This is a genomic window from Streptomyces sp. NPDC015125, from assembly GCF_043080045.1.
Lineage (GTDB): Bacteria > Actinomycetota > Actinomycetes > Streptomycetales > Streptomycetaceae > Streptomyces.
On the sequence record NZ_JBIBVF010000003.1, the window covers coordinates 502299 to 527663 of the forward strand.

The following is a 25365-nucleotide window of genomic DNA, read 5'->3' on the forward strand; positions in this document are numbered from 1 at the left end:
CGCGTCGGGGGAATCCTCAGCGCGGGCCCCGTACGCCCTGCGGTACCCTGACGCCATGCGTGCCGTACGCCTTCTGCTTAGCGGGCCGCGCTGATCAGTACCGACGGATCACAGATCCCGTCGGAATCGGCGCGGCGTCCCCTCCTGTGCGAGGGGCCTTTTTGTTTCCGGCGTGCCGGGATTGTGGCGCGTTTCCGCTGGCAGAGACGATCGATGGAGCTTTGAGGACGATGAGCGAGACGACCACTGCTGCCGAGGTGGCAGCTCCGCACCGCTATACGGCAGCGCTGGCCGCCGACATCGAGGCCCGCTGGCAGGACTTCTGGGAGACGGACGGGACCTACGAGGCCCCGAACCCCAGCGGGGGGCTGGCCGGCGATGCCGCGCTGGCGGCCCGCCCCAAGAAGTTCATCATGGACATGTTCCCGTACCCGTCGGGTGCGGGCCTGCACGTCGGCCACCCGCTGGGCTTCATCGCCACCGACGTCTACGCCCGCCACCAGCGCATGACGGGCCACAACGTCCTGCACACCCTGGGCTTCGACGCCTTCGGCCTGCCCGCCGAGCAGTACGCGGTGCAGACCGGCACCCACCCGCGGGTCTCCACCGAGGCCAACATCGTGAACATGCGGCGCCAGCTGCGCCGCCTGGGCCTGGGCCACGACCAGCGCCGCTCGGTCGAGACGATCGACCCGGCGTACTACAAGTGGACCCAGTGGATCTTCCTGCAGATCTTCAACTCCTGGTACGACCCGGAAGCGGACGCGGCCCGTCCGGTCGCCACCCTGGTCGCCCAGTTCGAGGCCGGCACCCGGCAGACCCCCGACGGCCGGCCCTGGGCCGAGCTGAGCCCGATCGAGCGCGCCAACGTCCTGGGCGAGTACCGCCTGGCGTACGCCTCGGACGCGCCGGTCAACTGGTGCCCCGGCCTGGGCACGGTGCTGGCCAACGAGGAGGTCACCGCCGACGGCCGCTCCGAACGCGGCAACTACCCGGTCTTCAAGGCCAAGCTGCGCCAGTGGAACATGCGCATCACCGCCTACGCCGACCGGCTGCTGAACGACCTGGACGCGCTGGACTGGCCCGAGGCCATCAAGCTGCAGCAGCGCAACTGGATCGGCCGCTCCGAGGGCGCCCGGGTCGACTTCCCCGTGGGTGACGACAAGATCACCGTCTTCACCACCCGCCAGGACACCCTGTTCGGCGCGACGTACATGGTGCTGGCGCCCGAGCACCCGCTGGTCGCCGGCTCCGACAACGGCACCGCTACCGGGACCGGGACCGGATCGATCGTTCCGGACGTCTGGCCCGAGGGCACCCACGACGTGTGGACCGGCGGGCACGCCACTCCGGCCGGCGCCGTCGCCGCGTACCGCAAGCAGGCCGCCGCCAAGTCGGACGTCGAGCGGCAGGCCGAGGCCAAGGACAAGACCGGCGTCTTCACCGGCGCCTTCGCCACCAACCCGGTCAGCGGCGAGCAGGTCCCGGTCTTCATCGCCGACTACGTCCTGATGGGCTACGGCACCGGCGCGATCATGGCCGTCCCCGCGCACGACGGCCGTGACTTCGCTTTCGCCCGCGCCTTCGAGCTGCCGATGCGCTGTGTGGTCGAGCCGTCGGACGACCGTGGCACCGACCCCTCGGCCTGGGACGACGCCTTCGCCTCGTACGACGCCAAGATCGTCAACTCGTCCAGCGCGGCGATCTCGCTGGACGGCCTGGGCGTGACGGCGGCCAAGGCGAAGATCACCGACTGGCTGGCCGCCGAAGGTATCGGCGAGGGCACCGTCAACTTCCGGCTGCGGGACTGGCTGTTCAGCCGGCAGCGCTACTGGGGCGAGCCGTTCCCGATCGTCTACGACGAGGACGGCGTGGCACACGCGCTGCCCGAGTCGATGCTGCCGCTGGAGCTGCCCGAGGTCGAGGACTACTCCCCGCGCACCTTCGACCCGGACGACGCCGACACCCAGCCGGAGACCCCGCTGTCCCGTAACGAGGACTGGGTCCATGTCGACCTGGACCTGGGCGACGGCAACGGCATCAAGCGCTACCGCCGCGAGACCAACACCATGCCCAACTGGGCGGGTTCGTGCTGGTACGAGATGCGCTACCTGGACCCCGGCAACGCCGACGCACTGGTCGCCCCGGACATCGAGCAGTACTGGATGGGCCCGCGCGAGGGGCAGCCGGCCGGCGGCGTCGACCTGTACGTGGGCGGCGCGGAGCACGCCGTACTGCACCTGCTGTACGCCCGCTTCTGGTCCAAGGTGCTGCACGACCTGGGACATGTCTCGTCCGCCGAGCCGTTCCACAAGCTGTACAACCAGGGCATGATCCAGGCCTTCGTCTACCGGGACAGCCGCGGCATCGCCGTTCCGGCCGCCGAGGTCGAGGAGCGCGACGGCGGCTACTACTACCAGGGCGAGAAGGTCAGCCGCGTCCTGGGCAAGATGGGCAAGTCCCTGAAGAACGCCGTCACTCCCGACGAGATCTGCGCGGAGTACGGCGCGGACACCCTGCGCCTGTACGAGATGGCGATGGGACCGCTGGACGTGTCGCGGCCGTGGGACACCCGGGCCGTCGTCGGCCAGTACCGCCTGCTGCAGCGCCTGTGGCGCAATGTCGTCGACGAGGCGACCGGCGAGGTCACCGTCGTCGGCACCGAGCCGGACGAGGCCACCCTGCGGGCCCTGCACAAGGCGATCGACGGTGTCACCCAGGACCTGGCGAACCTGCGCTTCAACACCGCCATCGCCAAGGTGACCGAGCTGAACAACCACCTGACCAAGACGGGCGGCCCGGTACCGCGCACGGTCGCGGAGCGGCTGGTGCTGCTGATCGCCCCGCTGGCCCCGCACATCGCCGAGGAGCTGTGGCGCAAGCTGGGCCACACGGACACCGTGGTGCACGCGGACTTCCCGGTGGCCGACCCGGCGTATGTCGTCGATGAGACCGTGACCTGCGTCGTGCAGATCAAGGGCAAGGTCAAGGCCCGACTGGAGGTCTCCCCGTCGATCTCCGACGCGGACCTGGAGGCCACGGCACTGGCCGAGCCCGCCGTGGTCGCGGCGCTGAACGGCGCGGGCATCCGGAAGGTCATCGTCCGGGCGCCGAAGCTGGTGAACATCGTCCCGGCATAGGTCGCCGGTGGGCGCCCGGGACCGGTCCCGGGCGCCCGGCCGGGAGGCTTCGGCCGGTGGGGGCGCTGGGTGGGGCCGGTGCTGGTGGCTGCTGGCTGATGGCCGGTGGCCGGTGGCCGGTGGTCGGGGTGGCTCGTGCGCGGTGCTGCTCCGGTGGCCGGGACGCCTCGTGCGCGGTGCTGCTCCGGTGGCCGGGACGTCTCTCGCGTGCGGTGCCGCTGCCGCGCCGGCGCCATGGGTGGTTTCCCCTACGGGCAGGTTGGGGGGTTCGTTCGGAACCCGTGGCCTGCCCGAGCCGTTTACCGTGGAGGTACAAGGGCGCGGGCGAGGAACCGGCGCCGCCGACACGTCTGGGGAGCGCCCATGGAAGCTGCTGTCGCCATTGTCGGGCTGCTCTTCGTGCTGTTCGTCCTCGCAGGGGTGTTTGTCACGGTCAAGGCCGTGACGGCGGCCAAGCGCGGCGTCGACCGCACCGTCGCCCAGGCCCGCAGAACCGTCGAGGACACCAGCCTCCGCGCCCGGCAGCTCGCCCAGCCCGGTGTGGTCGGCGAGCTCGCACAGCTACGGCTCTCGCTGCGTACGTCCATGCGCGCCACCCAGGAGGTGCTCCGTGGCGGCTCCTCCGACGATGCTTCCCTCAGCGAGGCGATCGGGCTCTTCGAGCGTCTGAGCACCCATGGCCATGAGCTTGACGACGAGCTCAAGCGGCTCGAACGCGAGCCCGACCGGGCCACCATCGCCGCGCGTCTCCCGGAGCTCAGGGAGCGCCTGGAACGGATCACGCACTCCGCGGAGTCGCTGCGCTGGGCCGCCCGCGACCGCGCCCGCAAGTTCGCGGAAGACGATCTGGCGACGCTGAGCGACCAGATCGATGTCGAGGCGGGGGCGCTGCGCCACTGGACCCGGGTCGAGGATGCCGCGGACCCGCTGCGGGAGCCCGTACATCCGCCTGCGGACGAGCCGTCACGGGCGCGTGCCGCCGGTGGGGCTCCGGACGCCGGTGCCCGGACCGGCCGGCAGCCTTCGGTGTCCGAGGGCGGCCACTCCGCGGGGCCGGCCCCCGAGGATCCGCCGGCAATCACCGCCCGTGACCCGCGCACCCAGCCGTCCTACCCGTGGGAGAAGGCACCACGGACACGGACGCCACGGACGCCACGGACGTCACGGACGGAGGGCACGACCAGGTGAGGCCGTAAGCCCTCCGAGAGGTGCCGTAAGACCTCGGAGAGGTGAGGGGTGGGTGGGGGCGGGGCGGGGGCCCGGGAGAGACGGAGATGAAGAGCCGGGAGCGTCGGCAGTGTCGCGCGGGTCCGAGGGCGGGGACCGGCATGCTCCGGCGCCCTCTTGGCAGAGCCTTGGGGAAACCGGAAGATCTTGGGGAGGGGCCCGCACTGTGCGGCGTCCGGATCCCCGGATAACCTCCCAGTCATGTCCCGCCATGTCGCGATCGTCACCGATTCCACGGCCTACTTGCCGCGGACGGCTGTCGAGCGTCACCGCATCACGGCCGTTCCGCTGACCGTCGTCCTGGGGGACCAGGCCTTGGAAGAGGGCACCGAGATCTCCGCGAGATCCGTCGCCCAGGCACTCCAGAAGCGCCGGCCGGTGACGACCTCCCGGCCCGGCCCCACGATGTTCGCGGACACCTACCGCAAGGTCGCGGCGGCCGGCGCGAGCGGCATCGTCTCGCTCCACCTGTCCTCGGAGATCTCCGGCACGTACGACGCGGCGGTGCTGGCGGCCAAGGAAGCGCCGGTGCCCGTACACGTCGTGGACACCGGCATGGTGGCGATGGCCCTCGGCTTCTGCGCACTCGCCGCCGCAGAGACGGCGGAGGCGGGCGGGGACATCGGCGAAGCGGTGGCCGCCGCGGAGAAGCGTGCCGCTGCCACCTCCGCCTACTTCTACGTCGACACCCTCGACTATCTGCGCCGCGGCGGCCGTATCGGTGCCGCCCAGGCGCTGCTCGGCTCCGCGCTCGCCGTCAAACCGCTCCTGCAACTGGCCGACGGGCGGATCGAGCTGCTGGAGAAGGTCCGTACGGCGTCCAAGGCCATCGCACGGCTGGAGGAGCTAGCCGCGGAGCGGGCCGGCGAGAGCCAGGTCGATATCGCGGTTCACCATCTCGACGCGGCGGAGCGCGCGGATGCTCTGGCCCAGCGGCTCCGGGAGCGGGTGCCGGGACTCAACGAGCTCCTGGTGAGCGAGGTGGGCGCGGTGATCGGCGCGCATACGGGACCGGGGCTGTTGGGGGTCGTGGTTTCGTCGCGGTGAGGGGGAGCGGTGGGACCTCCTGTGGGTGACGGAGTTGTCCACAACTCGGGCTTCGTCCACCGGAATTGCGGCAGCTCGGCGAGATCTGCGCGAGGTGCTTAGCGTCGGTCGGTATGAACTCCTCTCGATCTGCGTGGGTGGCTTCCCCGGCCTCATCAGCTGCTTCCGTCCCGTCGCTCTCGTCGGCTGTGCCGGCTCCGCCGCCTCCGGCGTTCTCCTTCGGCCCTTCGAACTCTTCGGGCTCGGGGTCTTCGGGCTTGATGTCCTCGGGCTCGGCGTTCTCGGGGTCGACCTCTTCGGCTTTGGCCTCCGGGTCGGTTGCCTCCGTTCCCTCCGCTCTCTCCCCTCCCTCCGGTCTCTCCGCTCCGTCCATTGCCTCCGTTCCGCTGATCGCCGCCGCCGGCTCCTTGGCCCCGTCCGGTGCATCGGAGCGGCGGGAGTGGGAGCGCGAGCGGCTGCGGGCCCGGGCCGCGGCGATCTTCGGTGGTCCGGGTCCGGGTGCGGGGCCGAGTGCCGGGCCGGGACCGGGTGGGGGAGGGGGTGGGGCTGCGGTGGCCGAGGGGGATGCACCGCCTCCTGGGTACGGTCCGCCGGGGCCGCGCCGACGGGAGCGGGTGTGGCTTGCCGTACGCGAACGGCTGCCGCTCTGGGTGCAGTTACGGTGCGGAGCCGACCCGAAGATGCTCGCCGCCCTGGTCCTGGTGGTCGTGCTGGCGTTGGGATTCGCCGTACAGCACTTCTGGGCCGGTCGCCCCGAACCGGTACGGGCCCCGGCGGCGGAACGGCCCGCGGCGTCCGGCCCTGCGCCGCACCCGCCATCGCTGCCGTCGTCGTCCGCCGCCGCGATGGCGCACGGTCCGCCGGGCGGTGCGGGCCGGCAACTGGTCGTCGATGTCACGGGCAAGGTCCGGCACCCGGGAATTCACCGGATGCCGCCGGGGTCGCGGGTGATCGATGCGCTGCAGGCCGCGGGCGGGGTACTGCGCGGAGCGAGCACCGGTGGGCTCAACCGGGCACGCCTGCTGACCGACGGCGAACAGATCGTGGTCGGCGCGGCCGGGGGCACCGGGGGCACCGGGGGCGCTGCCGGGCCCGTCGGCCCGGGGGCAGGCGGGCCGGGAAGCGGGTCGCCGGGAGCCGGAAGCGGTCCGGCCGGACCGGTCAGCCTCAGCACGGCGACCGAGCAGCAGCTCGACTCGCTCCCGGGAGTGGGCCCCGTCCTGGCCCGGCACATCGTCGAATTCCGTACCCGGCACGGCGGGTTCACCTCGGTGGACCAGCTCCGTCAGGTGACCGGCATCGGTGACCGCCGCTTCGCCGACCTGCGCCCCCTGGTCCAGCCGTGACCGGTCTCCGCGCCACCGTGCACGCCAGGGCGGCGTCGTCGCACGGCGCCTCGGACCCGCATCAGGAGGGCCCGGCCGATCTGCGGCTGGTCGCGCCCGCGCTGGCCGCCTGGGCGGGGGCGGCGATCGGCCTGGGCGCCCCCGGTGGGGGAGTGGCGGTGGTCTGCGGTGCGGCGGTGGCGCTCGCGCTGCCCGCGTGGCGGATGGCTGTGGTCCGGCGCAGGGTGGAGTCTGCTCCGGAGGGGGCCGGGCGGCCCTGCGCCGGGCCTGAGACCGGATCTGCCCGGCGAGGGGTGGGGCCGCCCCGGCCGCGCTCTCCCCGCCGCTGGTCCGCAGGGGCGTTCGTGGCCCTGGCCGCGGTGCTGCTGTGTGGTGCGGCGGGGGCTGCGGCCGCGGCGCTGCATGCGTCGGACGTGCGGCGCGGACCGCTGCCGGCCTTGGCGGAGCAGTTCGCGGGAGTCACGGCGGAGCTGGCGGTGAGCGGTGATCCACGACTGACCCGCCCCAAGGTGCGAGGATCCCAACGGACGCCCCCGGTATTGGTGTTCACGGCCGATGCCGTCCGGGTCACGGCACCGGACGGTGAGGTCACCACCGTACGCACCCCGGTGCTGGTGGTCGTACAGCAGCGCGGAGGGGGTGGCGAAGCGCACGGCCCCGAGGCCCGCGAGAGGCTGTCGTCGGCGTGGCGCGGGCTGCTGCCGTCGACACGCATCCGGGTGGTGGCGCGCGCCGCGCCGCCGCTCTCGCCGGCCGACCGGGTTGCCGCCGTGCTCCGGGTCACCGCCGACGCGCCACCGGTCAAGGTCGGTGCCCCGTCCGGCCTCCAACGGCTGGCAGGACACCTGCGGGCCGGGCTGCGCGAGGCCACCGACGGGCTGCGGCCCGATGCCCGTGCCCTGCTGCCCGGCCTCGTGGTGGGTGACACCGCACGTGTGCCGCCGGATCTCGACGACGCCTTCCGTGCCACCGACCTCACGCATCTGCTGGCCGTCTCCGGCAGCAATCTGACGATTGTGCTCGCCCTGCTGATCGGGCCGCCCCACCTCGCGACGCGTGCCGAGCGACGCGGGCTGGCACCACGCCTGGGGCTGTCACTGCGCAGCACGGCCGTCATCGGCGGCGCGCTTGCCCTCGCCTTCGTCGTGGTGTGCCGCCCGGACCCGAGCGTGCTGCGGGCCGCCGCTTGCGGTCTGATCACACTGCTGGCCATCGGCACCGGCCGTCGTCGCTCGCTGCTCCCCGCCCTCGCCGCCGCGGTCCTGTTGCTGGTCCTGTACGACCCTTGGCTCGCCCGTAGTTATGGCTTTCTGCTGTCCGTCCTGGCGACCGGCGCGCTGCTGCTGCTCGCGCCACGCTGGAGTGCTGCCCTTCAACGGCGTCGGGTGCCGCCCCGGATCGCGGAGGTGATCGCCGCCGCGGCCGCTGCCCAGGCGGTCTGTGCACCGGTGGTCGCCGTGCTGGCGGCCCGGGTGGGTCTGGTCGCGGTGCCCTGCAATCTGCTGGCGGAAGTGGCCGTGGGCCCCGCGACGGTGCTGGGCTTCGCGGCCCTCGCCGCCGCACCGGTTGCGTTGCCGGCCGCCCAGGCACTGTCGTGGTGCGCGGGCTGGCCGGCTGAGTGGATCGCCGGCGTCGCCCGTACGGGGGCGGCGCTGCCGGGGGCGGAGTTCGACTGGCCGGGCGGCTGGGGCGGAGGATTGGTGCTGGCCTCTGCCATGGTGGCCCTGGTACCGGTCGTCCGCAGGGTGCTGCGCCGTCCCTGGCTGTGCGTGCTGTGCGTGCTGGCAGTGATCTTGGCGGTGTGCCGCCCCGCCCCGTTCACCCGCGTCCTCACCGGATGGCCGCCGCCGGGGTGGCGGGCCGTGGTGTGTGACGTGGGGCAGGGCGACGGCCTGGTGCTGGCCGCCGGGGACGGCACGGCGCTGGTGGTGGACACCGGGCCCGAGCCCCACGCCATCGACCGCTGCCTCACGGATCTGGGTATCCGCCGCATCCCGCTCCTGGTCCTGACGCACTTCCACGCCGACCATGTGGACGGGCTCCCGGGGGCGCTCCGCGGCCGTGCGGTCGGTGCGATCGAGACCACGACGCTGCAAGACCCTCCGGGGCAGGCTCAGTTCGTCCGCAGTGCGGCAGCGGCGGCACGGGTGCCGGTCATCCGCGCCGTACCGGGGGAGCGGCGCCACCTGGGCCCACTCACCTGGGAGGTGCTCTGGCCGCCGGCTCCGCCCGCTCTCCCCGGCCCCGGTGGCCCCGCCGACCCCGACAGCCGACCGGTCGGTCCCGATGCCCTCGACGGCCCCAACGACGCCAGCGTCACCCTGCTCGTCCGTACGGGCGGCCTGACCCTCCTGCTGCTGGGTGACCTCGAACCACCTGCACAGCGCGCACTGCTGGCGGCGCACCCGGAGCTGGGCGGCGTCGATGTCCTGAAGGTGGCGCACCACGGCTCCGCCTATCAGGACCCGCCGCTGATGCATCGGCTGGCGCCGCGGCTGGCGCTGATCTCCTGCGGTACCGGCAATCCGTACGGCCACCCGGCGCCCCGCACGATCGCGGCGCTGCACGCCCAGGGCGCCCGGGTGCTGCGGACGGACACCGACGGAGCCATCGCGATCCTGGGCACCACGGCCAGGCTGTCGGCGACGGTCAACGGCCACCGGACCAAGGGCCGTCCGGTCTCCGGCCGGAGAAGCCGGTCCCGCCCGGTCACGGGCCGGAGAACCCGGGCCCGTCCAGTCGGAGGCCGTCCGCCCGGCGGCCGTCGAGCCGCGACGCGCAGGCCCGACCGCCGCCGCTCACAGACCCGTCCCCGCGCTCTCCCCGCCGGCAACCGCCGGATCGGACGCCGCCGTCTCCGCTCCCGCAGCTACCGGCCGGACTCTTGTAAAGGAGTCGCTGCCCGCGCTGCCCGCCCGGCGGCGCGAGCCGGCCGCACAGATCATTGCCGAGGTGATGGCCGCCAGGCCCGCCTCGGTGGTGCAACAGACCCGCCGCTGATTCGCCTCGGAGAGGACCCACCCCTGATGGACACCGCTGCCGCCGACGCCTACCTCGACCGGATCGGTGTCACCCGCACCGCGTCCCCCGACGCCGAGGCGCTGTGTGCGCTGCACCTCGGCCATTTGCGTACCGTCCCCTTCGAGAACCTCTCCATCCACCTCGGCGAAGAGATCGTGCTCGCGGAGCAGCCACTGCTGGACAAGATCGTCCGCGCCCGGCGGGGCGGCTTCTGTTACGAGCTCAACGGCGCTTTCGCCCTGCTCCTGGGGGCACTCGGCTATGAGGTCGAGCTGCTCTCCGCCCGCGTGTTCGGCGCCGACGGGCTCGGCATTCCGTATGACCACCTCGCGCTGCGTGTCCAGACTCCGAGCGGGCCTTGGCTCGCGGACGTGGGCTTCGGCAGGCACAGTCACTTTCCGCTGCGCTGGGACAGCCGTGCCGAGCAGGCCGATCCCGGTGGGGTGTTCCGGATCGAGGAGACGAGTGAGGGAGACCTCGATGTCCTGAGGGACGGCGACCCGCAGTACCGCCTTGAGCAACGCCCGCGTGCCTACGCGGACTTCGAGGCCGGCTGCTGGTGGCACCGGACCTCGCCCAAGTCGCACTTCACCCGATCCCTGGTGTGCTCACGGCTGACCGAGGACGGCCGGGTCACGCTCTCCGGACGTACGCTCGTGACCACCGGGGCGGGTGGCGCACGGGACGAGCGTCAGGTGGGCGAGGGAGAGGTTCTCGCCGTCTACCAGGAGCGCTTCGGGATCGTTCTGGAGCGGGAGCCCCGAGTGGGCGCGGTGCGGGCGCCCGGCAGCGGCGCTTAGGCCGCGTAACGACGGGCCCCGCGGGCCCGGCGCCCCCCCCGCGTTCCCGGCGCTCCCCCCGCGTTCCCGGCGCTCCCCCCGCGTTCCCGGCGCTCCCCCCGCGTTCCCTGCGTCCCCCCGCGTTCCCCGAGGCCCCCGCGTTCCCCGAGGCCCCCGCGTTCCCCGAGGCCCTCGCGGGCCCCGTCGTTACTCGGCCTCGCGCCAGCCCTCGTACTCCGCCGCGAGGTCGTGCAGCCGCGCCGGGTCGTGGGCGGCGTCCGGGTCTTCGACCACCACCAGCCACTGGGCGTCCTCGGCGTCGTCCTCACCGGCCAGGGCGTCCCGGACGAGCTGGGGCTCCTCGGCGACACCGAAGCGTTCGGTCAGGGCCTCGGCCACCTCCTCCGCGGCATCGCGGTCGGGCAGTACCAGAACGTGCCGGAGGTGCGGGGGGTGTGGGGCAGCATCATTCACCCGGCCATTGTCCGACACGGGGAGGGCGCTGCTGTCCGGCAGGGGCACCAGAGCGGTCAGGGCAGAGCACCGGAGCGGTCAGGAGGGGCAGAGCGGTCAGGGCCGGGGGGCAAGAGCGGTCCGCGCCTGGGTGTCAGTGGGCCGTGGGATGCTGGACGCGATGGCCAGGAAGACAGCTCAAGACGACCCGCTCGCCCCCGTCACGATCGCGGTGGGCCAGGAAGACCTGCTGCTGGATCGCGCGGTGCAGCAGGTGGTGGCGGCTGCCCGGGCGGCCGATGCGGACACCGATGTACGCGACCTCACTCCCGATCAGCTCCAGCCCGGCACCTTGGCCGAGTTGACCAGCCCCTCGCTCTTCGCCGAGCGCAAGGTCGTCGTGGTGCGCGCCGCCCAGGACCTTTCGGCGGACACCATCAAGGACGTCAAGGCGTATCTCGGCTCGCCCGCCGAGGAGATCACGCTGGTGCTGCTGCACGCCGGCGGCGCCAAGGGGAAGGGGCTGCTGGACGCCGCCCGCAAGGCCGGGGCGCGGGAAGTGGCCTGCCCCAAGATGACCAAGCCGGCCGACCGGCTGGCCTTTGTGCGGGGCGAGTTCCGTGCGGCCGGGCGTTCGGCGACGCCCGAGGCATCCCAGTCGCTGGTCGATGCCATCGGCAGCGATCTGCGTGAGCTGGCCTCGGCCTGTTCGCAGCTGACCGCCGATGTCGAAGGCACCATCGACGAGGCCGTCGTCGCGCGTTACTACACGGGCCGGGCCGAGGCATCGAGCTTCACGGTCGCGGACCGTGCCGTCGAGGGCCGGGCCGCCGAGGCGCTGGAGGCGCTGCGCTGGTCCCTCGCCACCGGCGTCGCCCCCGTCATGATCACGAGTGCGCTCGCTCAGGGCGTCCGCGCCATCGGCAAACTGGCCTCCGCCCCGCGCGGCGCCCGCCCCGGCGACCTCGCCCGCGAACTGGGCATGCCGCCCTGGAAGATCGACCGGGTACGGCAGCAGATGCGCGGTTGGTCGGCGGACGGCGTGGCCACGGCGCTGCGCGCGGTGGCAGCGGCCGACGCGGGGGTGAAGGGCGGCGGGGACGATCCGGCGTACGCCCTGGAGAAGGCCGTCGTGGCAATTGCCCGGGCGGCCCGTTCGCGGTGACACCCGGCTCCTCGCTGTCGGCGCGGGCGATCAGCGGCGCGGTCCTGGGCGGCGTCGTCGGCGTCGGCGCCGTGGGCAGGCAGACCGTCACCGAAGGCGGTGGTCGGCGTGATCAGCGCTCCGAGCGCAGTCGCTTGAGCGTCTCCGTCGCACTGGTCTTCAGCATCGTGGCCACCTCGGTGGCCGTCGGCTGCTTGCCGCCCCCGCTGCTCGACGCATAGCTCGACCACGTCGACTGATACGTCATCCAGCCGTCCCGGACGCCGAGGATCACATACGAGCTGCTGCTCGTGCCGCCCTCGTCCTTCCGGGTCACCAGATAGGCCTCGTCGCCGATCCCCGGCACGGCCTCGACCTTGTAGCCGACCGAGGTGTCCTGCTTCTCGTACGAGCGGTAGCCGTCGGCGAACTCCGGCGTCGGGTCGGTCTTCCTGTGCAGCGTGGCGGTGTTGTAGAGCCAGGTGGAGGAGTAGGCGGAGGTGCTTGCGCCGTCCTGCTCGAACGAGACATTGCACGTCATCGTGTCCAGGGACGTCAGCTGGGCGCCGCTGTGCTGCGGGTTGGCGTCCTTCGAGGCCGTTCCGGTGTTCACCTTGGTCTTGTAGTGGGCGTTCTCGAAGGGGGCCATCGAGGTGTCGCCACACAGATCGCTGGTGTAGGCGTAGCCCGCGAGGTCGGGGCTGGGCGCGGAGGAGAAGCCGCCGGTGGCGAACAACACCGAGGCCCAGATCGCGGACGCGGCGACCACTCCGCCGGCGGCCCAGAGCCAGCCGGACGGGCCACGGCCCGCGCCACCGGGTACGGCGACGGGTGCCCCCGCGGGTGGCCCTATGGGCGGGGCGGGTACGCCGGGCGCCGGATAGCCGTATCCGCCGTTCTGCCCCGGAGGTATGGCCTGCTGGGCATAGGGATTCTGCTGTGTGGGCACCGGATTCTGGGGTGCGGGCACCTGACCGTATGGGTTCGGCTGCGGCTGGGCGTACGGATTGTTTTGGTCCCCCGAAATAGACATGGCCGCAGCGTAGCGGACCCCGCGGAAAGCGAACCCGGCTCTGCGGCACGGAATTTCCCCCATGGTGAGCAGACCGAAATGCGGCCCCGCCTGCCACCGTCCGCAAGCTCACGCCACGTCCGCCCCATGGCAGGCACGAGGGCCAGGAGCCGCTAACTCAGGTGCCCCGCAGCAGAGGCCGCGGCCCCATCACAAGAGCCCCGCGGTGGAACTCCGCACCAATTCCCCCATTCCCCACCCCCGCCCGCACCTCTCCGCAACAGAACCCCACAAGAATTCCCGCAACGAAACCAAACAACAGAACCCCACAACAAAGGCCCCATGCCCCATGGGAAAGCCCCGCACCAAATGCCCCACGCGAACCCGCCGTGGCAAAGGCCCCTGCAACGAAACCTCGTGACGAAAGCCGGCAACGAAACCCCCGACGAGATGCACGACCAAATCCCGCGACGAAACCCCGCGATGAGACTCACGGCGAAACCTCACCTAAATCCCCGTCGGCCAAGCCCCCATGGCGAGACCCATGGCGAGACCCACGGTGAGCCCCCTGGCCACGCCCCCGCCGGCACTAGCCCCAGGTCGCAGAAGCCCCCACCGGCAGAAGACCCGCCGGGCGCGGCCCGACGAAAGAAGGCCCCGCCTCACCCCTGGGGAAGGGGTGAGGCGGGGCCTTCGTATCAAGCTGTTGCGGCTTGGTCGGCGGTGTACGCCGAGTGGGCCGGTTGCGCCGCACCCGCGTGGCGAACGCAGGCCGTGTGCGGCGCGGTGGTGCACCGATCAGGGAGCGGAGAGAGGGGCCGCTGGGTCCCTGTCGACAGGGGTACTACGGATGCTGCGATGGAGGAAGATCAGACCTGGACCGGCCGATGACCTCCTCCGGAGGGAGGTCAGGCCTTGAGGGACGCGACCTTCTTCGCCAGCGCCGACTTCTTGTTGGCGGCGGCGTTCTTGTGGATGACACCCTTGCTGACGGCCTTGTCGAGCGTCTTGGCAGCGGCGGCCTGGGCGGTGGTGGCCTTCTGCAGGTCACCGGCCTCCACGGCCTCGCGGGTGCGACGGATCGCGGTCTTCAGAGTGGACTTGACAGCCTTGTTGCGCTGACGAGCCTTCTCGTTGGTCTTGATCCGCTTCATCTGGGACTTGATGTTCGCCACGAAAGAGCCTTTTCAGGTTCGTTGGAGTTTCGATTTGCGCCTCGGGCTTGAGAGGGCACGAAGCGCAGTGGACCAGGCTACCAGCAGGGTCTACGGCCGCCCAAACCGGACCGGGCTCACCGCCCGAACCGGCCCGAGCTCAGCGCCCGGGCCACGCCCGTCGGCCACCCGGCCCCGCCCGACCACCGCCCGAGCCCCGCCCGACGGCCACCCGGCCCGCCCGACGACCACTCGGCCCGCCCGACCGCGCCCCGGGTCGCCCGCCCCCAAGCGCCCCGTCCGACCGCCCCGGACCCCACCTCGCCCCGCCCAAACCGGACCGAGCCCCTCGGTCATGGGACGATAGGGGAGACGTCATATACCCGAGTCCCGCCTACCCGCGTTCACTGAATGGACCCTGCGTGCCCGCGACCCCTACGAACGTGCCGGAGCCGAGCCGTACCGATCCGGCCCTCCTCCGTAACTTCTGCATCATCGCGCACATCGACCACGGCAAGTCGACGCTCGCCGACCGGATGCTCCAGCTCACCGGTGTCGTCGACCAGCGGCAGATGCGCGCGCAGTACCTCGACCGCATGGACATCGAGCGCGAGCGTGGCATCACGATCAAGTCCCAGGCGGTCCGGCTGCCCTGGGACCCCACCGAGGGTGAAGAGGGAAGTGGGACGACCCACATCCTCAACATGATCGACACCCCGGGCCACGTCGACTTCACCTACGAGGTCTCGCGCTCGCTCGCCGCGTGCGAGGGCTGCATCCTCCTCGTCGACGCTGCTCAGGGCATCGAGGCCCAGACCCTCGCCAACCTGTACCTGGCGATGGAGCACGACCTCACGATCATTCCCGTCCTCAACAAGATCGACCTGCCGGCCGCCCAGCCCGAGAAGTTCGCCGCCGAGCTGGCCAATCTGGTCGGCTGCGAGCCCGAGGACGTGCTGAGGGTTTCCGCCAAGACCGGCGTCGGCGTGGCCGAGCTGCTGGACAAGGTCGTCCGCGAGGTGCCGGCCCCGGTCGGCGTCAAGGACGCCCCCGCCCGCGCGATGATCTTCGACTCGGTCTACGACGCCTACCGCGGTGTCGTGACCTATGTGAAGGTCGTCGACGGCACGCTCCGCAAGCGCGAGCGCATCCGGATGATGTCGACCGGCGCCGCTCACGAGCTCCTGGAGATCGGCACGAACTCCCCGGAGATGAAGGCGTCCGACGGTCTGTCCGTCGGTGAGGTGGGCTACCTGATCACCGGTGTGAAGGACGTCCGGCAGTCCAAGGTGGGTGACACGATCACCCAGCTCAACAAGGGTGCCGAGGTGCCGCTGGGTGGCTACAAGGATCCCAAGCCGATGGTGTTCTCGGGGCTGTATCCGCTGGACGGCTCCGACTACCCCGAGCTGCGTGACGCCCTCGACAAGCTGCAGCTCAACGACGCCGCGCTCGTCTACGAGCCCGAGACCTCCGCGGCCCTGGGCTTCGGCTTCCGTGTCGGCTTCCTGGGCCTGCTGCACCTGGAGGTCATCCGCGAGCGCCTGGAGCGCGAGTTCGGCCTCGAACTGATCGCCACCGCGCCGAACGTGGTCTACCGCGTCGACATGGAGGACGGTGCCGAGCACGAGGTCACCAACCCGAGCGAGTTCCCGACGGGCAAGATCGACAAGGTGCACGAGCCGGTCGTGCGGGCCACTGTCCTGGCACCGAGCGAGTTCATCGGCGCGATCATGGAGCTGTGCCAGAACCGCCGCGGCAACCTGCTCGGCATGGACTACCTCTCCGAGGACCGCGTCGAGATCCGCTACACCCTCCCGCTCGCCGAGGTCGTCTTCGACTTCTTCGACCAGCTCAAGTCCAAGACCCGTGGCTATGCCTCGCTGGACTACGAGCCCACCGGCGAACAGGTCGCCGACCTGGTGAAGGTCGACATCCTGCTGCACGGCGACAAGGTCGACGCGTTCTCCGCGATCTGCCACAAGGACAAGGCGTACGCGTACGGCGTGCGGCTGGTCGCCAAGCTGCGGGAGCTGATTCCGCGGCAGAGCTTCGAGGTGCCGATCCAGGCTGCCATCGGTGCCCGGGTCATCGCCCGTGAGACGGTCCGCGCCATCCGCAAGGACGTCCTCGCCAAGTGCTACGGCGGTGACATCTCCCGTAAGCGGAAGCTGCTGGAGAAGCAGAAGGAAGGCAAGAAGCGGATGAAGATGGTCGGCAGCGTGGAGGTCCCCCAGGAGGCCTTCATCGCGGTGCTGTCCTCGGACTCCGACGGCGATGCGAAGGCGAAGAAGTAGCGCGTGAAGAAGTAGCGCGCGTCGCCCGCGCGGCAGGAGGCAGGGCGCCGGTCCCCGGGGAGGGAGCCGGCGCCCTGCCGCCTTTTCCCGCTCACCGGAGGTGGGGAAGGTGAAGCGTGGCGGCCGGCCGGCAGGTGGGCAGGCCGGCCGGCAGGCAGGCCCGGCATGCAGGCGGGGAGCAGGCGGGGAGCAGGCGGGGGGGGAGGTGTGATCCGTCCCACCCGCAGCGATCCGGAGCGGGCCGATCCGGAGCGGTTCGGAACGGTCCGCAGCGGTCCGGGGATGGGCCGGAGCGCCTCCGGGACGGGCCGGAGCGCCTCGGTGCGACCTCGTGCCGGCGATCGGCGCGGCTCGCTATCGGGCGTTGCGCGTGCTACGTACACCTATCGCACTGGTCACATCCTTAACCAGTCGGCCGTAGCCTCTTACGCGTCGACGCCTCGCGCTCTAGTCTGATCACTGCTCAAAGGTTACTCGCGAGTCACCAGCATCGAAGCGGGCCCCGGAGGACGCCGTGACGGACACCCACACGCTGATCGAAAACCGGCCGCCTTCGGTGGCGCATCTCTTCCTGGAACGGGTGGCGGCCACGCCCGATATCGAGGCCTATCGCTATCCCGTCCCGGTCGCCCCCAAGTCCTCGGTCCCGGCCGCGCAGGGCGGCAGCCCCGGCGGGCAAGGGCCGGACGACTGGAAGTCGATCAGCTGGGCGCAGGCCGCGGAACGGGTCTACGCCGTGGCCGCCGGACTCATGGCGCTCGGCATACTCCCCGAGGAGCGGGTGGCGCTGGCCGCGGGCACTCGCGTCGAGTGGATCCTCGCCGACCTCGGCGTGCTCTGCTCCGGCGCCGCCACCACCACCGTCTACCCCAGCACCAACGCCGAGGAGACCGCCTACATCCTGGCCGACTCCGGTAGCCGGGTGCTGATCGCGGAGGACGCCGGACAGCTCGCCAAGGCGCGTGAGCGGCGCGCGGAGCTGCCCGAGCTGGCGCATGTCGTCGTCATCGACGAGGCGGGCGCGGAGCCCGCCGAGGGCGATCCGGAGGGCTGGGTGCTCACCCTCGCCGAGCTGGAGAAGCGCGGCACCGCCTATCTGGAGGACCACCCGGACTGCGTCAAGGAGCGGGTCGCCGCACTGCGCGCCGACCAGCTGGCCACGCTGATCTACACCTCCGGGACCACCGGCCGCCCCAAGGGCGTACAGCTCCCGCACGACTGCTGGGCATACATGGCACGGGCGATCCCGGCGACCGGCATGGTCACCGAGGAGGACGTGCAGTACCTCTGGCTGCCGCTGGCGCACGTCTTCGGCAAGGTGCTCACCGCGGGCCAGATCGCGGCCGGCCATGTGATCGCCGTCGACGGCCGGGTCGACAAGATCATCGAGAATCTGCCGATCGTCCGGCCCACGTACATGGCGGCCGTGCCGCGGATCTTCGAGAAGGTCTACAACGGTGTCGCGGCCAAGGCCCGGCAAGGTGGCGGCGCCAAGTACAAGATCTTCCAGTGGGCGGCCGAGGTGGCCCGCGAGTACGCCAAGGTCTCCCAGGACAACTTCCGCCGCACCGGCAACGCCTCGGTGCCGTTCGCGCTCGGCGCCAAGCACAAGATCGCCGATGCCCTTGTCTACGCCAAGCTGCGGGAGGCGTTCGGCGGGCGGCTGCGCGCCGCGGTCTCCGGCTCGGCCGCGCTCTCACCGGAGATCGGCTACTTCTTCTCCGGCGCCGGTATCCACATCCTGGAGGGCTACGGCCTGACGGAGTCCAGCGCCGCCAGCTTCGTCAACCCCGGCGAGGCCTACCGCACCGGAACGGTCGGCAAGCCGCTGCCCGGCACCGAGGTGCGGATCGCCGAGGACGGCGAGATCCTGCTGCGCGGCCCCGGCATCATGAAGGGCTACCACGGGCTGCCGGACAAGACCGCCGAGGTGCTGGAAGAGGACGGCTGGTTCCACACCGGTGACATCGGTGAGCTCTCCCCGGACGGCTATCTGCGGATCACCGACCGCAAGAAGGATCTGATCAAGACCTCGGGCGGCAAGTACATCGCGCCCGCCGAGGTCGAGGGCCAGTTCAAGGCGGTCTGCCCGTTCGTCTCCAATGTGCTGGTGCACGGCGCCAACCGGAACTTCTGTACCGCCCTGATCGCCCTCGACGAGCCGACGATCATGACCTGGGCCAAGGGTCACGGCCTGGAGGGCAAGACGTACGCCGAGGTCGTCGCGACCGCACAGGCCCGCGAGCTGATCGACGGCTATGTCGAGCGGGTCAACGAGGGGCTGCAGCGCTGGCAGCAGATCCGCAAGTTCCGGCTGCTGCCGCGCGACCTGGACATCGAGCACGGCGAGGTGACCCCCAGCCTCAAGGTCAAGCGGCCGGTGGTGGAGCGGGCGTTCAAGGACCTGCTCGACGAGATGTACGCGGGGACGCGCGAGGCGTAGCCGCAAGGACACGGCGGTACGGGGCGGGTCGGCGCGTCCCGTACCGTCGCGCCCGTACGGGGCGGCGCGTCGCGTACCGCCGCGCCCGTACGGGTCGGGCGCCCCATAGCCGCGCCCCATAGCCGCGCCCCATGACGCCGCGCCCCGTATCGCCGCGCCCGTACGGGTGAAGACGGCGGCCGGCGGGAACCGTGGCCGCCGTCGGAGTTGTCCGTACAGGCCCCCGGGCGCCGCTTGGCGCGCGTCGGCCAACTCCCGCGGCGCGTCAGCCGAATTGGCCGCTGCGACCACCCACTTCTGTGACTCCGTGCTTATGGATGCGCTCGTTCTGTCACTCTGTCGTTGGCGCATCCGGCGCTGTAGCGGAGCTGCTCGGGAGTTGCTCAATGCGGACGACAACTTCGTCTCCACGGGACGACGGCGTCACGGCGACGCGCATGGCGAGGGCGGGCGGGTCCCGTGGTGGAACCGCGGCCGGGCCTGGGGCCGGGGCTGCGACGGGACCGGCGACGGGACCGGCGGCCGGACCCGCGGCCGGACCCGCGGCCGGGCCTGCCGAGGAGCCCGCGGCCCGTTCCCGGTGGGCCAGCCTGCCCGGTGATCCGCAGGCCGCTGCCGCCGCCCGCCGGTTCGTCCGGGCCGCGTTCGCCGACTGGGCCGACCAGGGGCTGGCCGGCGCGGAGAGCCTGTCCGGTCGGCTTGTGGACGAAGCGGTCCTGCTGGTCAGCGAGTTGGTGACGAACGCGGTCGTGCACGCGGGCACCACCGTCGAGCTGCGCTGCCGGCTGGAGCCGGAGCCGGAACGGGAGCGGGAGCGGGAGCGGGAGCCTGGCGCGGAATCCTCAGGGGGCCGGAACGGCGAACCCCACGGGGGCCGGAGCGGGCAGCCGCACCCGCCGCCGTCCGCGTACGCCCCTGGTGCGGGTCCCGACGGCGCACCCGGCTCCGGCCTCGACGGCGCACCCGGCTCCGGCCTCGTCATCGAGGTCTCCGACCACCACCCCGCCCAGCCGGTCCGCGCCCACGAGGACAGCGCCGCCTCCGAGAACGGCGGCCACGGCCTCCAGCTGATCAGCGCCGTCGCCGAATCCTGGGGCATCACCTACCGCCGGGCCATGAAGACCGTCTGGTTCCGGCTGCCCGTGGGTGCCCGGGACGACGCCGGACCCGAGCCGGAGCTCGCCTTCGACGGCCAGTTGCTGCAGCGCGGACTGCGCGCCGCCGAGCTCCTGGCCCCGGCGCCGCGCCGGTCCGGCCGGCCGGACCACGAGGCCGACCGGGTCGACAACGGCGCCCTCTCCTTCCTCGCCGAAGCCTCCGACCTGCTCTCCGGCCAGCTCGACGCCGATCAGGTCGCCTCGCTCGCCGCCCAGTTGATCGTGCCGCGGCTCGCCGAATGGTGCGCGGTGTGGCTCTATGACGGCGACAGCGGCGCGCCCGGCCGGGGCATCGCGGCCGACGGCGAGGAACAGCGGCTCGCCCGCGTCTGGCACACCTCCGAGAGCCGGATCGACGCGCTGCGTACGGCGCTGGAGAAACAGCCGCCGGAGCTGCCGGCCGGTAGCTCGCCCAGCGGTGCGCACGGCGCGGTCCCCTGGCCCTGGCCGTACGAACCGGGCGGTTTCGGGCCGGGCGGCGCGGCGCTCGCCTGCCCCCTGGTCGCGGGCGGCCGCCGGCTCGGCACCCTGCTGCTCGGCCGGGGCGGACTGCTGCGCTTCCCCGACGAGGTGGTCGGGCTGATCGAGGACCTGGGCCGCCGGGTCGCCCGCGCCGTCGCCACCGCCCGTGCCTACAGCCGCCAGGAGCGCATCAGCCAGGTGCTGCAGCGCCGGCTGCTGCCGCGGGGGCGGGCGCAGGTGCCCGGCGTGGAGTCGGCGGTGGTCTACGAGCCGCGCGAGGGCGCCTGGGCGGGCGGCGACTTCTGGGACCTCTTCGACGCCGGGGACGGCCGCTGGTGCTTCGCCCTCGGTGACGTCTGCGGCAGCGGCCCCGAGGCGGCCGCGGTGACGGGGCTGGCCCGCCCGGTGCTGCGGCTGCTGGCCCGGGACGGCTTCGGGGTGGCCGCGGTGCTCGACCGGCTCAACAAGACCATGGCGCGGGAGGCCGCGGACTCGGTCGCGGCGGTCGCGGCGGCGGTCGCGGCGGCCGGCGCCGGGGCGGAGGCGCCGGTCGAGATCCGTGAGGAGGGCGAACAGGCCCGCTTCCTGTCCCTGCTCTACGGCGAGATCGTCCCGTACCCCGGCGGCTCCGGGGGCGCCCGCTGCACCCTCGCCAGCGCCGGCCACCCCCTGCCGCTGGTGCTGGGCGCGGACGGCACGGTCCGGGTGGTCGCGGCGCCGCAGATGCTGCTGGGAGTGGTGGAGGACGCCGCGTACGTCAGCGAATCGTTCGACCTCTGCCCTGGGGAAACGCTTCTGTGCGTCACCGACGGGGTGACCGAGCGGCGCTCGGGACTGCGGCTCTTCGACGACGAGGACGGTCTGGCCACCACCCTCGCCGCGGGCGCAGGCCTGGACGCCACCGCCCTCGCCGACCACATCCGCCACACCGTCCACGCCTTCGGCCCGGTCCCGCCCGACGACGACCTGGCCCTGCTGGTCCTCCAGGCGGCGGCCGGGCCCGGGGTGCCGTAGGTGCCGTAGCGCACACCGGCGCCCGGACCGGCACCGCCCCGCCATGACGGACAATGGTTCCCATGCCTTCCGCACTGCCCGATGGTGAGCCGATGCCCGAGGACGGGGCGCTGCCCGGTCATACGCCGGCGGCTGCCGCCGGCCGGCCCCTGGGCTTCTACCTGCACGTGCCGTACTGCGCGACCCGCTGCGGCTACTGCGACTTCAACACCTACACCGCGAGCGAGCTGCGCGGCTCCGGCGGCGCCCTGGCCTCCCGCGACAACTACGCCGACACCGTCGTGGACGAGATCCGGCTGGCCCGCAAGGTGCTGGGCGACGACCCGCGCCCGGTCGAGACGGTCTTCGTCGGCGGCGGCACCCCGACCCTGCTGCCCGCCGCGGACCTCGGCCGGATGCTGGCCGCGATCCGCGAGGAATTCGGTCTTGCACCGGGCGCGGAGATCACCACCGAGGCCAATCCGGAGTCCGTCGACCCCCGCTACCTCGACGGGCTGCTCGCGGGCGGCTTCAACCGGGTCTCCTTCGGTATGCAGAGCACCAAGCAGCACGTCCTGAAGATCCTCGACCGTACGCACACCCCCGGCCGCCCCGAGGCCTGTGTCGCCGAGGCCCGCGCGGCCGGCTTCGGCCATGTCAACCTCGACCTGATCTACGGCACCCCCGGCGAGACCGACGACGACTGGCGGGCCTCCCTCGACGCCGCGATCGGGGCCGGCCCCGACCACGTCTCCGCCTACGCCCTGATCGTCGAGGAAGGCACCCAGCTGGCCCGCCGGATCCGTCGCGGCGAGGTCCCGATGACCGACGACGACGTGCACGCCGACCGCTACCTCATCGCCGACGAACGCCTGGCCGCGGCCGGTTTCACCTGGTACGAGGTCTCCAACTGGGCCACCACCGACGCCGCCCGCTGCCGCCACAACGAGCTGTACTGGACCGGCGCCGACTGGTGGGGCGCGGGCCCCGGCGCCCACAGCCACGTCGGCGGCGTCCGCTGGTGGAACGTCAAACACCCCGGCGCCTACGCGCAGGCCCTCTCCGAAGGCCGCTCCCCGGGCGCCGGCCGCGAACTCCTCTCGGACGAGGACCGCCGGGTCGAACGCATTCTGCTGGAGCTGCGGCTGGCGGACGGCTGCCCCCTGGACATCCTCGCCCCGGCGGGAGCGCGGGCGGCGGCCCGTGCGCTGGCCGACGGGCTGCTGGAGCCCGGTCCGTACGAGGCGGGCCGGGCCGTCCTGACCCTCCGCGGGCGGCTGCTGGCGGACGCGGTGGTGCGGGATCTGGTGGACTGATCACTCGGCTGAGGGATCTCACCCCGAGACCCGGCCCACCGGGCCACGCCGTCCCTAGGCTGCAGGCAGTACCTCGGCAGGCAAGGACAGTTGGGCGGTTGGCCACAGTGCACGATCAGCACATCGAGGAGTACTTCGCGGAGTTCGAGCCGCCAGAGGGGCTGAGGGCGGAGCTCCTGCGCCGGGAGATCCTGCTGACCGGCGGAACGGATATCGTCCACAACAGGATCGTCAGCGAGGTGACGGGCCAGATTCCGCACGACCGCTGGCACAGATTCGCGACGCTGCACCTCTCGCTTCCGGGGGAGCTCAGCAAGCCACAGCCCGACCTCGTGGTGCTGGAGCGCGGAAGAGGCGAGGGTTCCGGATGGCTCGTACCCGCGGCGGACGCGACCCTGTTGCTCGAGGTGGTTTCCCTGCGCAGCGCCGACCGCGACTACGGCCTGAAGCGTTCCATCTACGCTGCCGGGAGCGTCCCCGGGTATCTGATCATCGACCCTTATGACGCCCGCTGCGTACTGCTGACGGAACCGGGCGGTGCGGGAGAGGACGCCGACTACGAGGTGCAGCGCACCGTCCCGTTCGGTGTTCCTCTCCGCGTCGACGCCCTCGACATCACGCTGGACACCTCCCGGTTCGGCACTCTTCCCGCGGTCACCCGCCACCGCCGGCCGTAACGAAGTCGATCAGCTCCTCCACCCGCCCCAGCAGCGCCGGCTCCAGGTCCTTGTAGGAGCGCACACAGGACAGGATCCGCTGCCAGGCGGCTCCCGTGTTCTCCGGCCAGCCCAGCGCCCGGCACACCCCCGTCTTCCAGTCCTGTCCGTGCGGGACGGACGGCCACGCCGCGATCCCGACCGAGGACGGCTTCACCGCCTCCCAGATGTCGATGTAGGGGTGGCCCACCACCAGCGCATGGTCCCCGGTCACCCCGGCCGCGATACGCGACTCCTTCGAGCCGGGGACGAGATGGTCGACGAGGACACCGAGACGGGCGTCCGGTCCGGGGGCGAAGCCGTGGACGATCGCGGGCAGGTCGTCGACGCCCTCCAGGTACTCCACGACCACGCCCTCGATGCGCAGGTCGTCGCCCCACACCCGCTCCACCAGCTCGGCGTCGTGCCGGCCCTCCACATAGATGCGCCCGGCGCGGGCGACCCGTGCGCGGGCGCCGGGCACGGCGAGTGATCCCGATGCCGTACGCGCCGGAGCGGTGGCCGCCGGCCTGTCCTGGGGGCGTACGAGGGTGACCACCCGCCCCTCCAGGAGGAAGCCGCGCGGCTCCATGGGGAAGACCCGGTGCTTGCCGAAGCGGTCCTCCAGGGTGACCGTCGGGCCCTGCGCCGTCTTCTCGCAGCGGATCACGGCGCCGCAGAAGCCCGAGGTGACCTCCTCGACCACCAGATCGCGATCGGCCGGCACCTCGGGGGCGGGCCGCTGCTTCTTCCAGGGCGGGGTGAGGTCGGGGCTGTAGCGCCGGTTCTGCATCGAGTGGGGCCTGTTCTCTGCGGGGTGGGGGCGGTGGTCAGGACGGGGGCGACGCCAAAACGGCGGTGGTCAGGACGGGGCGACGCCGAAGCGGGCCGCCAGGGCGTCGCGTTGGGCACGGACGAAGCGGGCGTCCACCACGGCGCCATGGCCGGGAACGTACCGCGCGTCCTCGCCGCCGAGGGCCAGCAGCCGGTCCAGCGCGCCGGGCCACCGCTGGGGCAGTGCGTCGGGGCCCGCCTGGGGCTCGCCGGACTCCTCGACCAGATCGCCGCAGAAGACGATCTCCGCCTCCCCCCGCCGGCCCGGTACCAGGACGGCCAGATCGTGGGCGGTGTGCCCGGGGCCGACGTTGGCGAGCAGCACCTGCCGGTCGCCCAGCTCGACGGTCAGCTGGCCGTGCACGTGGTGGTGCGGGGCGACGAGCAGATCGGCGGCCTCCGCGGCGGCGTCCCGCGCGACGCCGTGCCGCACCGCGTCGTGCCGCAGCTCGTCCTTGCCGCGGCGCAGCAGCTCGCCCAGGCCGGCCGCGCCGAACACCTCGACGCCCGCGAAGGCGGCCGTGCCCAGTACATGATCGAAGTGGGGGTGGGTGAGCGCGATATGCGTCACTTCCCGGCCCAGCACACCGCGGATCGTCCGGCGCAGATCCGCGCCGTCGCGCAGGGTCGCGCCGGTGTCGACGATCATGACCCCGGTGCTCCCCGCGATCACCCCGATCGTCTCGTCCCAGCCCGGCATCCGGCGCCTGGCGACACCGTCACCGAGTCGTTCCCAACCGGCCTCTTCCCAAGCAGTGTGCATACCGAGACGCTAGCGCCATCGCGATAGCGTTGCCCGACAGATCGACCGAACACGGTCATCGGGCGAGTACTCCGCGCGGCCG

15 protein-coding genes and 2 pseudogenes are annotated in these 25365 nt (G+C 72.3%); 12 read left to right on the forward strand and 5 right to left on the reverse strand.

Translation table 11 applies throughout. The annotated features are described in order from the left end of the window. Window positions 1-230: 230 nt before the first annotated feature. The 6 genes and pseudogenes from ACF088_RS11990 to ACF088_RS12015 all read left to right on the forward strand — a co-directional run. Window positions 231-3140 carry a leucine--tRNA ligase gene (locus tag ACF088_RS11990; protein ID WP_392375540.1) on the forward strand — a complete coding sequence of 970 codons (2910 nt, stop codon included), beginning with the start codon at window positions 231-233 and terminating at the stop codon, window positions 3138-3140. Between the two features lie 363 nt (window positions 3141-3503). Next, complete coding sequence (locus ACF088_RS11995) at window positions 3504-4328, forward strand: hypothetical protein (protein ID WP_392375541.1); 825 nt, start codon at window positions 3504-3506, stop codon at window positions 4326-4328. 240 nt (window positions 4329-4568) lie between these two features. Continuing rightward, on the forward strand, window positions 4569-5414 hold the full coding sequence (locus ACF088_RS12000) for a DegV family protein (RefSeq protein ID WP_392375542.1): 846 nt from the start codon (window positions 4569-4571) through the stop codon (window positions 5412-5414). Between the two features lie 551 nt (window positions 5415-5965). Continuing rightward, a complete protein-coding gene (locus ACF088_RS12005) occupies window positions 5966-6760 on the forward strand; it encodes a helix-hairpin-helix domain-containing protein (RefSeq protein ID WP_392375543.1) in 795 nt (264 codons plus the stop codon). 428 nt (window positions 6761-7188) lie between these two features. Further along, window positions 7189-9408, forward strand: a pseudogene (locus ACF088_RS12010) (ComEC/Rec2 family competence protein); the annotation flags it as partial. A gap of 459 nt (window positions 9409-9867) precedes the next feature. Then, a pseudogene (locus ACF088_RS12015) lies at window positions 9868-10581 on the forward strand (arylamine N-acetyltransferase); the annotation flags it as partial. Between the two features lie 186 nt (window positions 10582-10767). On the opposite strand, the gene ACF088_RS12020 reads toward ACF088_RS12015, so the two are convergent. Next, the gene (locus ACF088_RS12020; RefSeq protein ID WP_093493720.1) at window positions 10768-11034 is read right to left on the reverse strand and encodes a hypothetical protein; all 267 of its coding nucleotides are present in this window, start codon (window positions 11032-11034) and stop codon (window positions 10768-10770) included. 160 nt (window positions 11035-11194) lie between these two features. Here ACF088_RS12020 and holA point away from each other — a divergent pair, with 160 nt between their 5' ends. After that, window positions 11195-12178, forward strand: coding sequence for a DNA polymerase III subunit delta (holA, locus tag ACF088_RS12025; RefSeq protein WP_392375544.1), 984 nt, complete (start codon window positions 11195-11197; stop codon window positions 12176-12178). 112 nt (window positions 12179-12290) lie between these two features. Here holA and ACF088_RS12030 read toward each other — a convergent pair whose 3' ends face one another. Together ACF088_RS12030 and rpsT are read right to left on the reverse strand one after the other, a co-directional pair. Then, the gene (locus ACF088_RS12030; protein WP_392375545.1) at window positions 12291-13190 is read right to left on the reverse strand and encodes a hypothetical protein; all 900 of its coding nucleotides are present in this window, start codon (window positions 13188-13190) and stop codon (window positions 12291-12293) included. 887 nt (window positions 13191-14077) lie between these two features. After that, window positions 14078-14344, reverse strand: coding sequence for a 30S ribosomal protein S20 (gene rpsT / locus ACF088_RS12035; RefSeq protein ID WP_327156985.1), 267 nt, complete (start codon window positions 14342-14344; stop codon window positions 14078-14080). Window positions 14345-14745: 401 nt separating this feature from the next. Here rpsT and lepA point away from each other — a divergent pair, with 401 nt between their 5' ends. From lepA to ACF088_RS12060, 5 genes are all read left to right on the forward strand, one after another. Then, on the forward strand, window positions 14746-16620 hold the full coding sequence (gene lepA / locus ACF088_RS12040; RefSeq protein WP_392375546.1) for a translation elongation factor 4: 1875 nt from the start codon (window positions 14746-14748) through the stop codon (window positions 16618-16620). Between the two features lie 514 nt (window positions 16621-17134). Beyond that, window positions 17135-19063, forward strand: coding sequence for an AMP-dependent synthetase/ligase (locus ACF088_RS12045; RefSeq protein ID WP_392375547.1), 1929 nt, complete (start codon window positions 17135-17137; stop codon window positions 19061-19063). Window positions 19064-19449: 386 nt separating this feature from the next. Continuing rightward, window positions 19450-21696, forward strand: coding sequence for a SpoIIE family protein phosphatase (locus tag ACF088_RS12050; protein WP_392375548.1), 2247 nt, complete (start codon window positions 19450-19452; stop codon window positions 21694-21696). A gap of 62 nt (window positions 21697-21758) precedes the next feature. After that, the gene (gene hemW, locus ACF088_RS12055; RefSeq protein ID WP_392375549.1) at window positions 21759-22991 is read left to right on the forward strand and encodes a radical SAM family heme chaperone HemW; all 1233 of its coding nucleotides are present in this window, start codon (window positions 21759-21761) and stop codon (window positions 22989-22991) included. A 107-nt stretch (window positions 22992-23098) separates the two neighbouring features. Then, entirely contained in the window at window positions 23099-23668 is a 570-nt protein-coding gene (locus ACF088_RS12060; RefSeq protein ID WP_392375594.1) for a Uma2 family endonuclease, read from the forward strand. Here ACF088_RS12060 and ACF088_RS12065 read toward each other — a convergent pair. After that, on the reverse strand, window positions 23646-24479 hold the full coding sequence (locus tag ACF088_RS12065; RefSeq protein ID WP_392375550.1) for a DUF3097 domain-containing protein: 834 nt from the start codon (window positions 24477-24479) through the stop codon (window positions 23646-23648). The genes ACF088_RS12060 and ACF088_RS12065 overlap by 23 nt on opposite strands. 69 nt (window positions 24480-24548) lie before the next feature. Further along, window positions 24549-25283 carry an MBL fold metallo-hydrolase gene (locus ACF088_RS12070; protein ID WP_392375551.1) on the reverse strand — a complete coding sequence of 245 codons (735 nt, stop codon included), beginning with the start codon at window positions 25281-25283 and terminating at the stop codon, window positions 24549-24551. Between the last annotated feature and the right edge of the window lie 82 nt (window positions 25284-25365).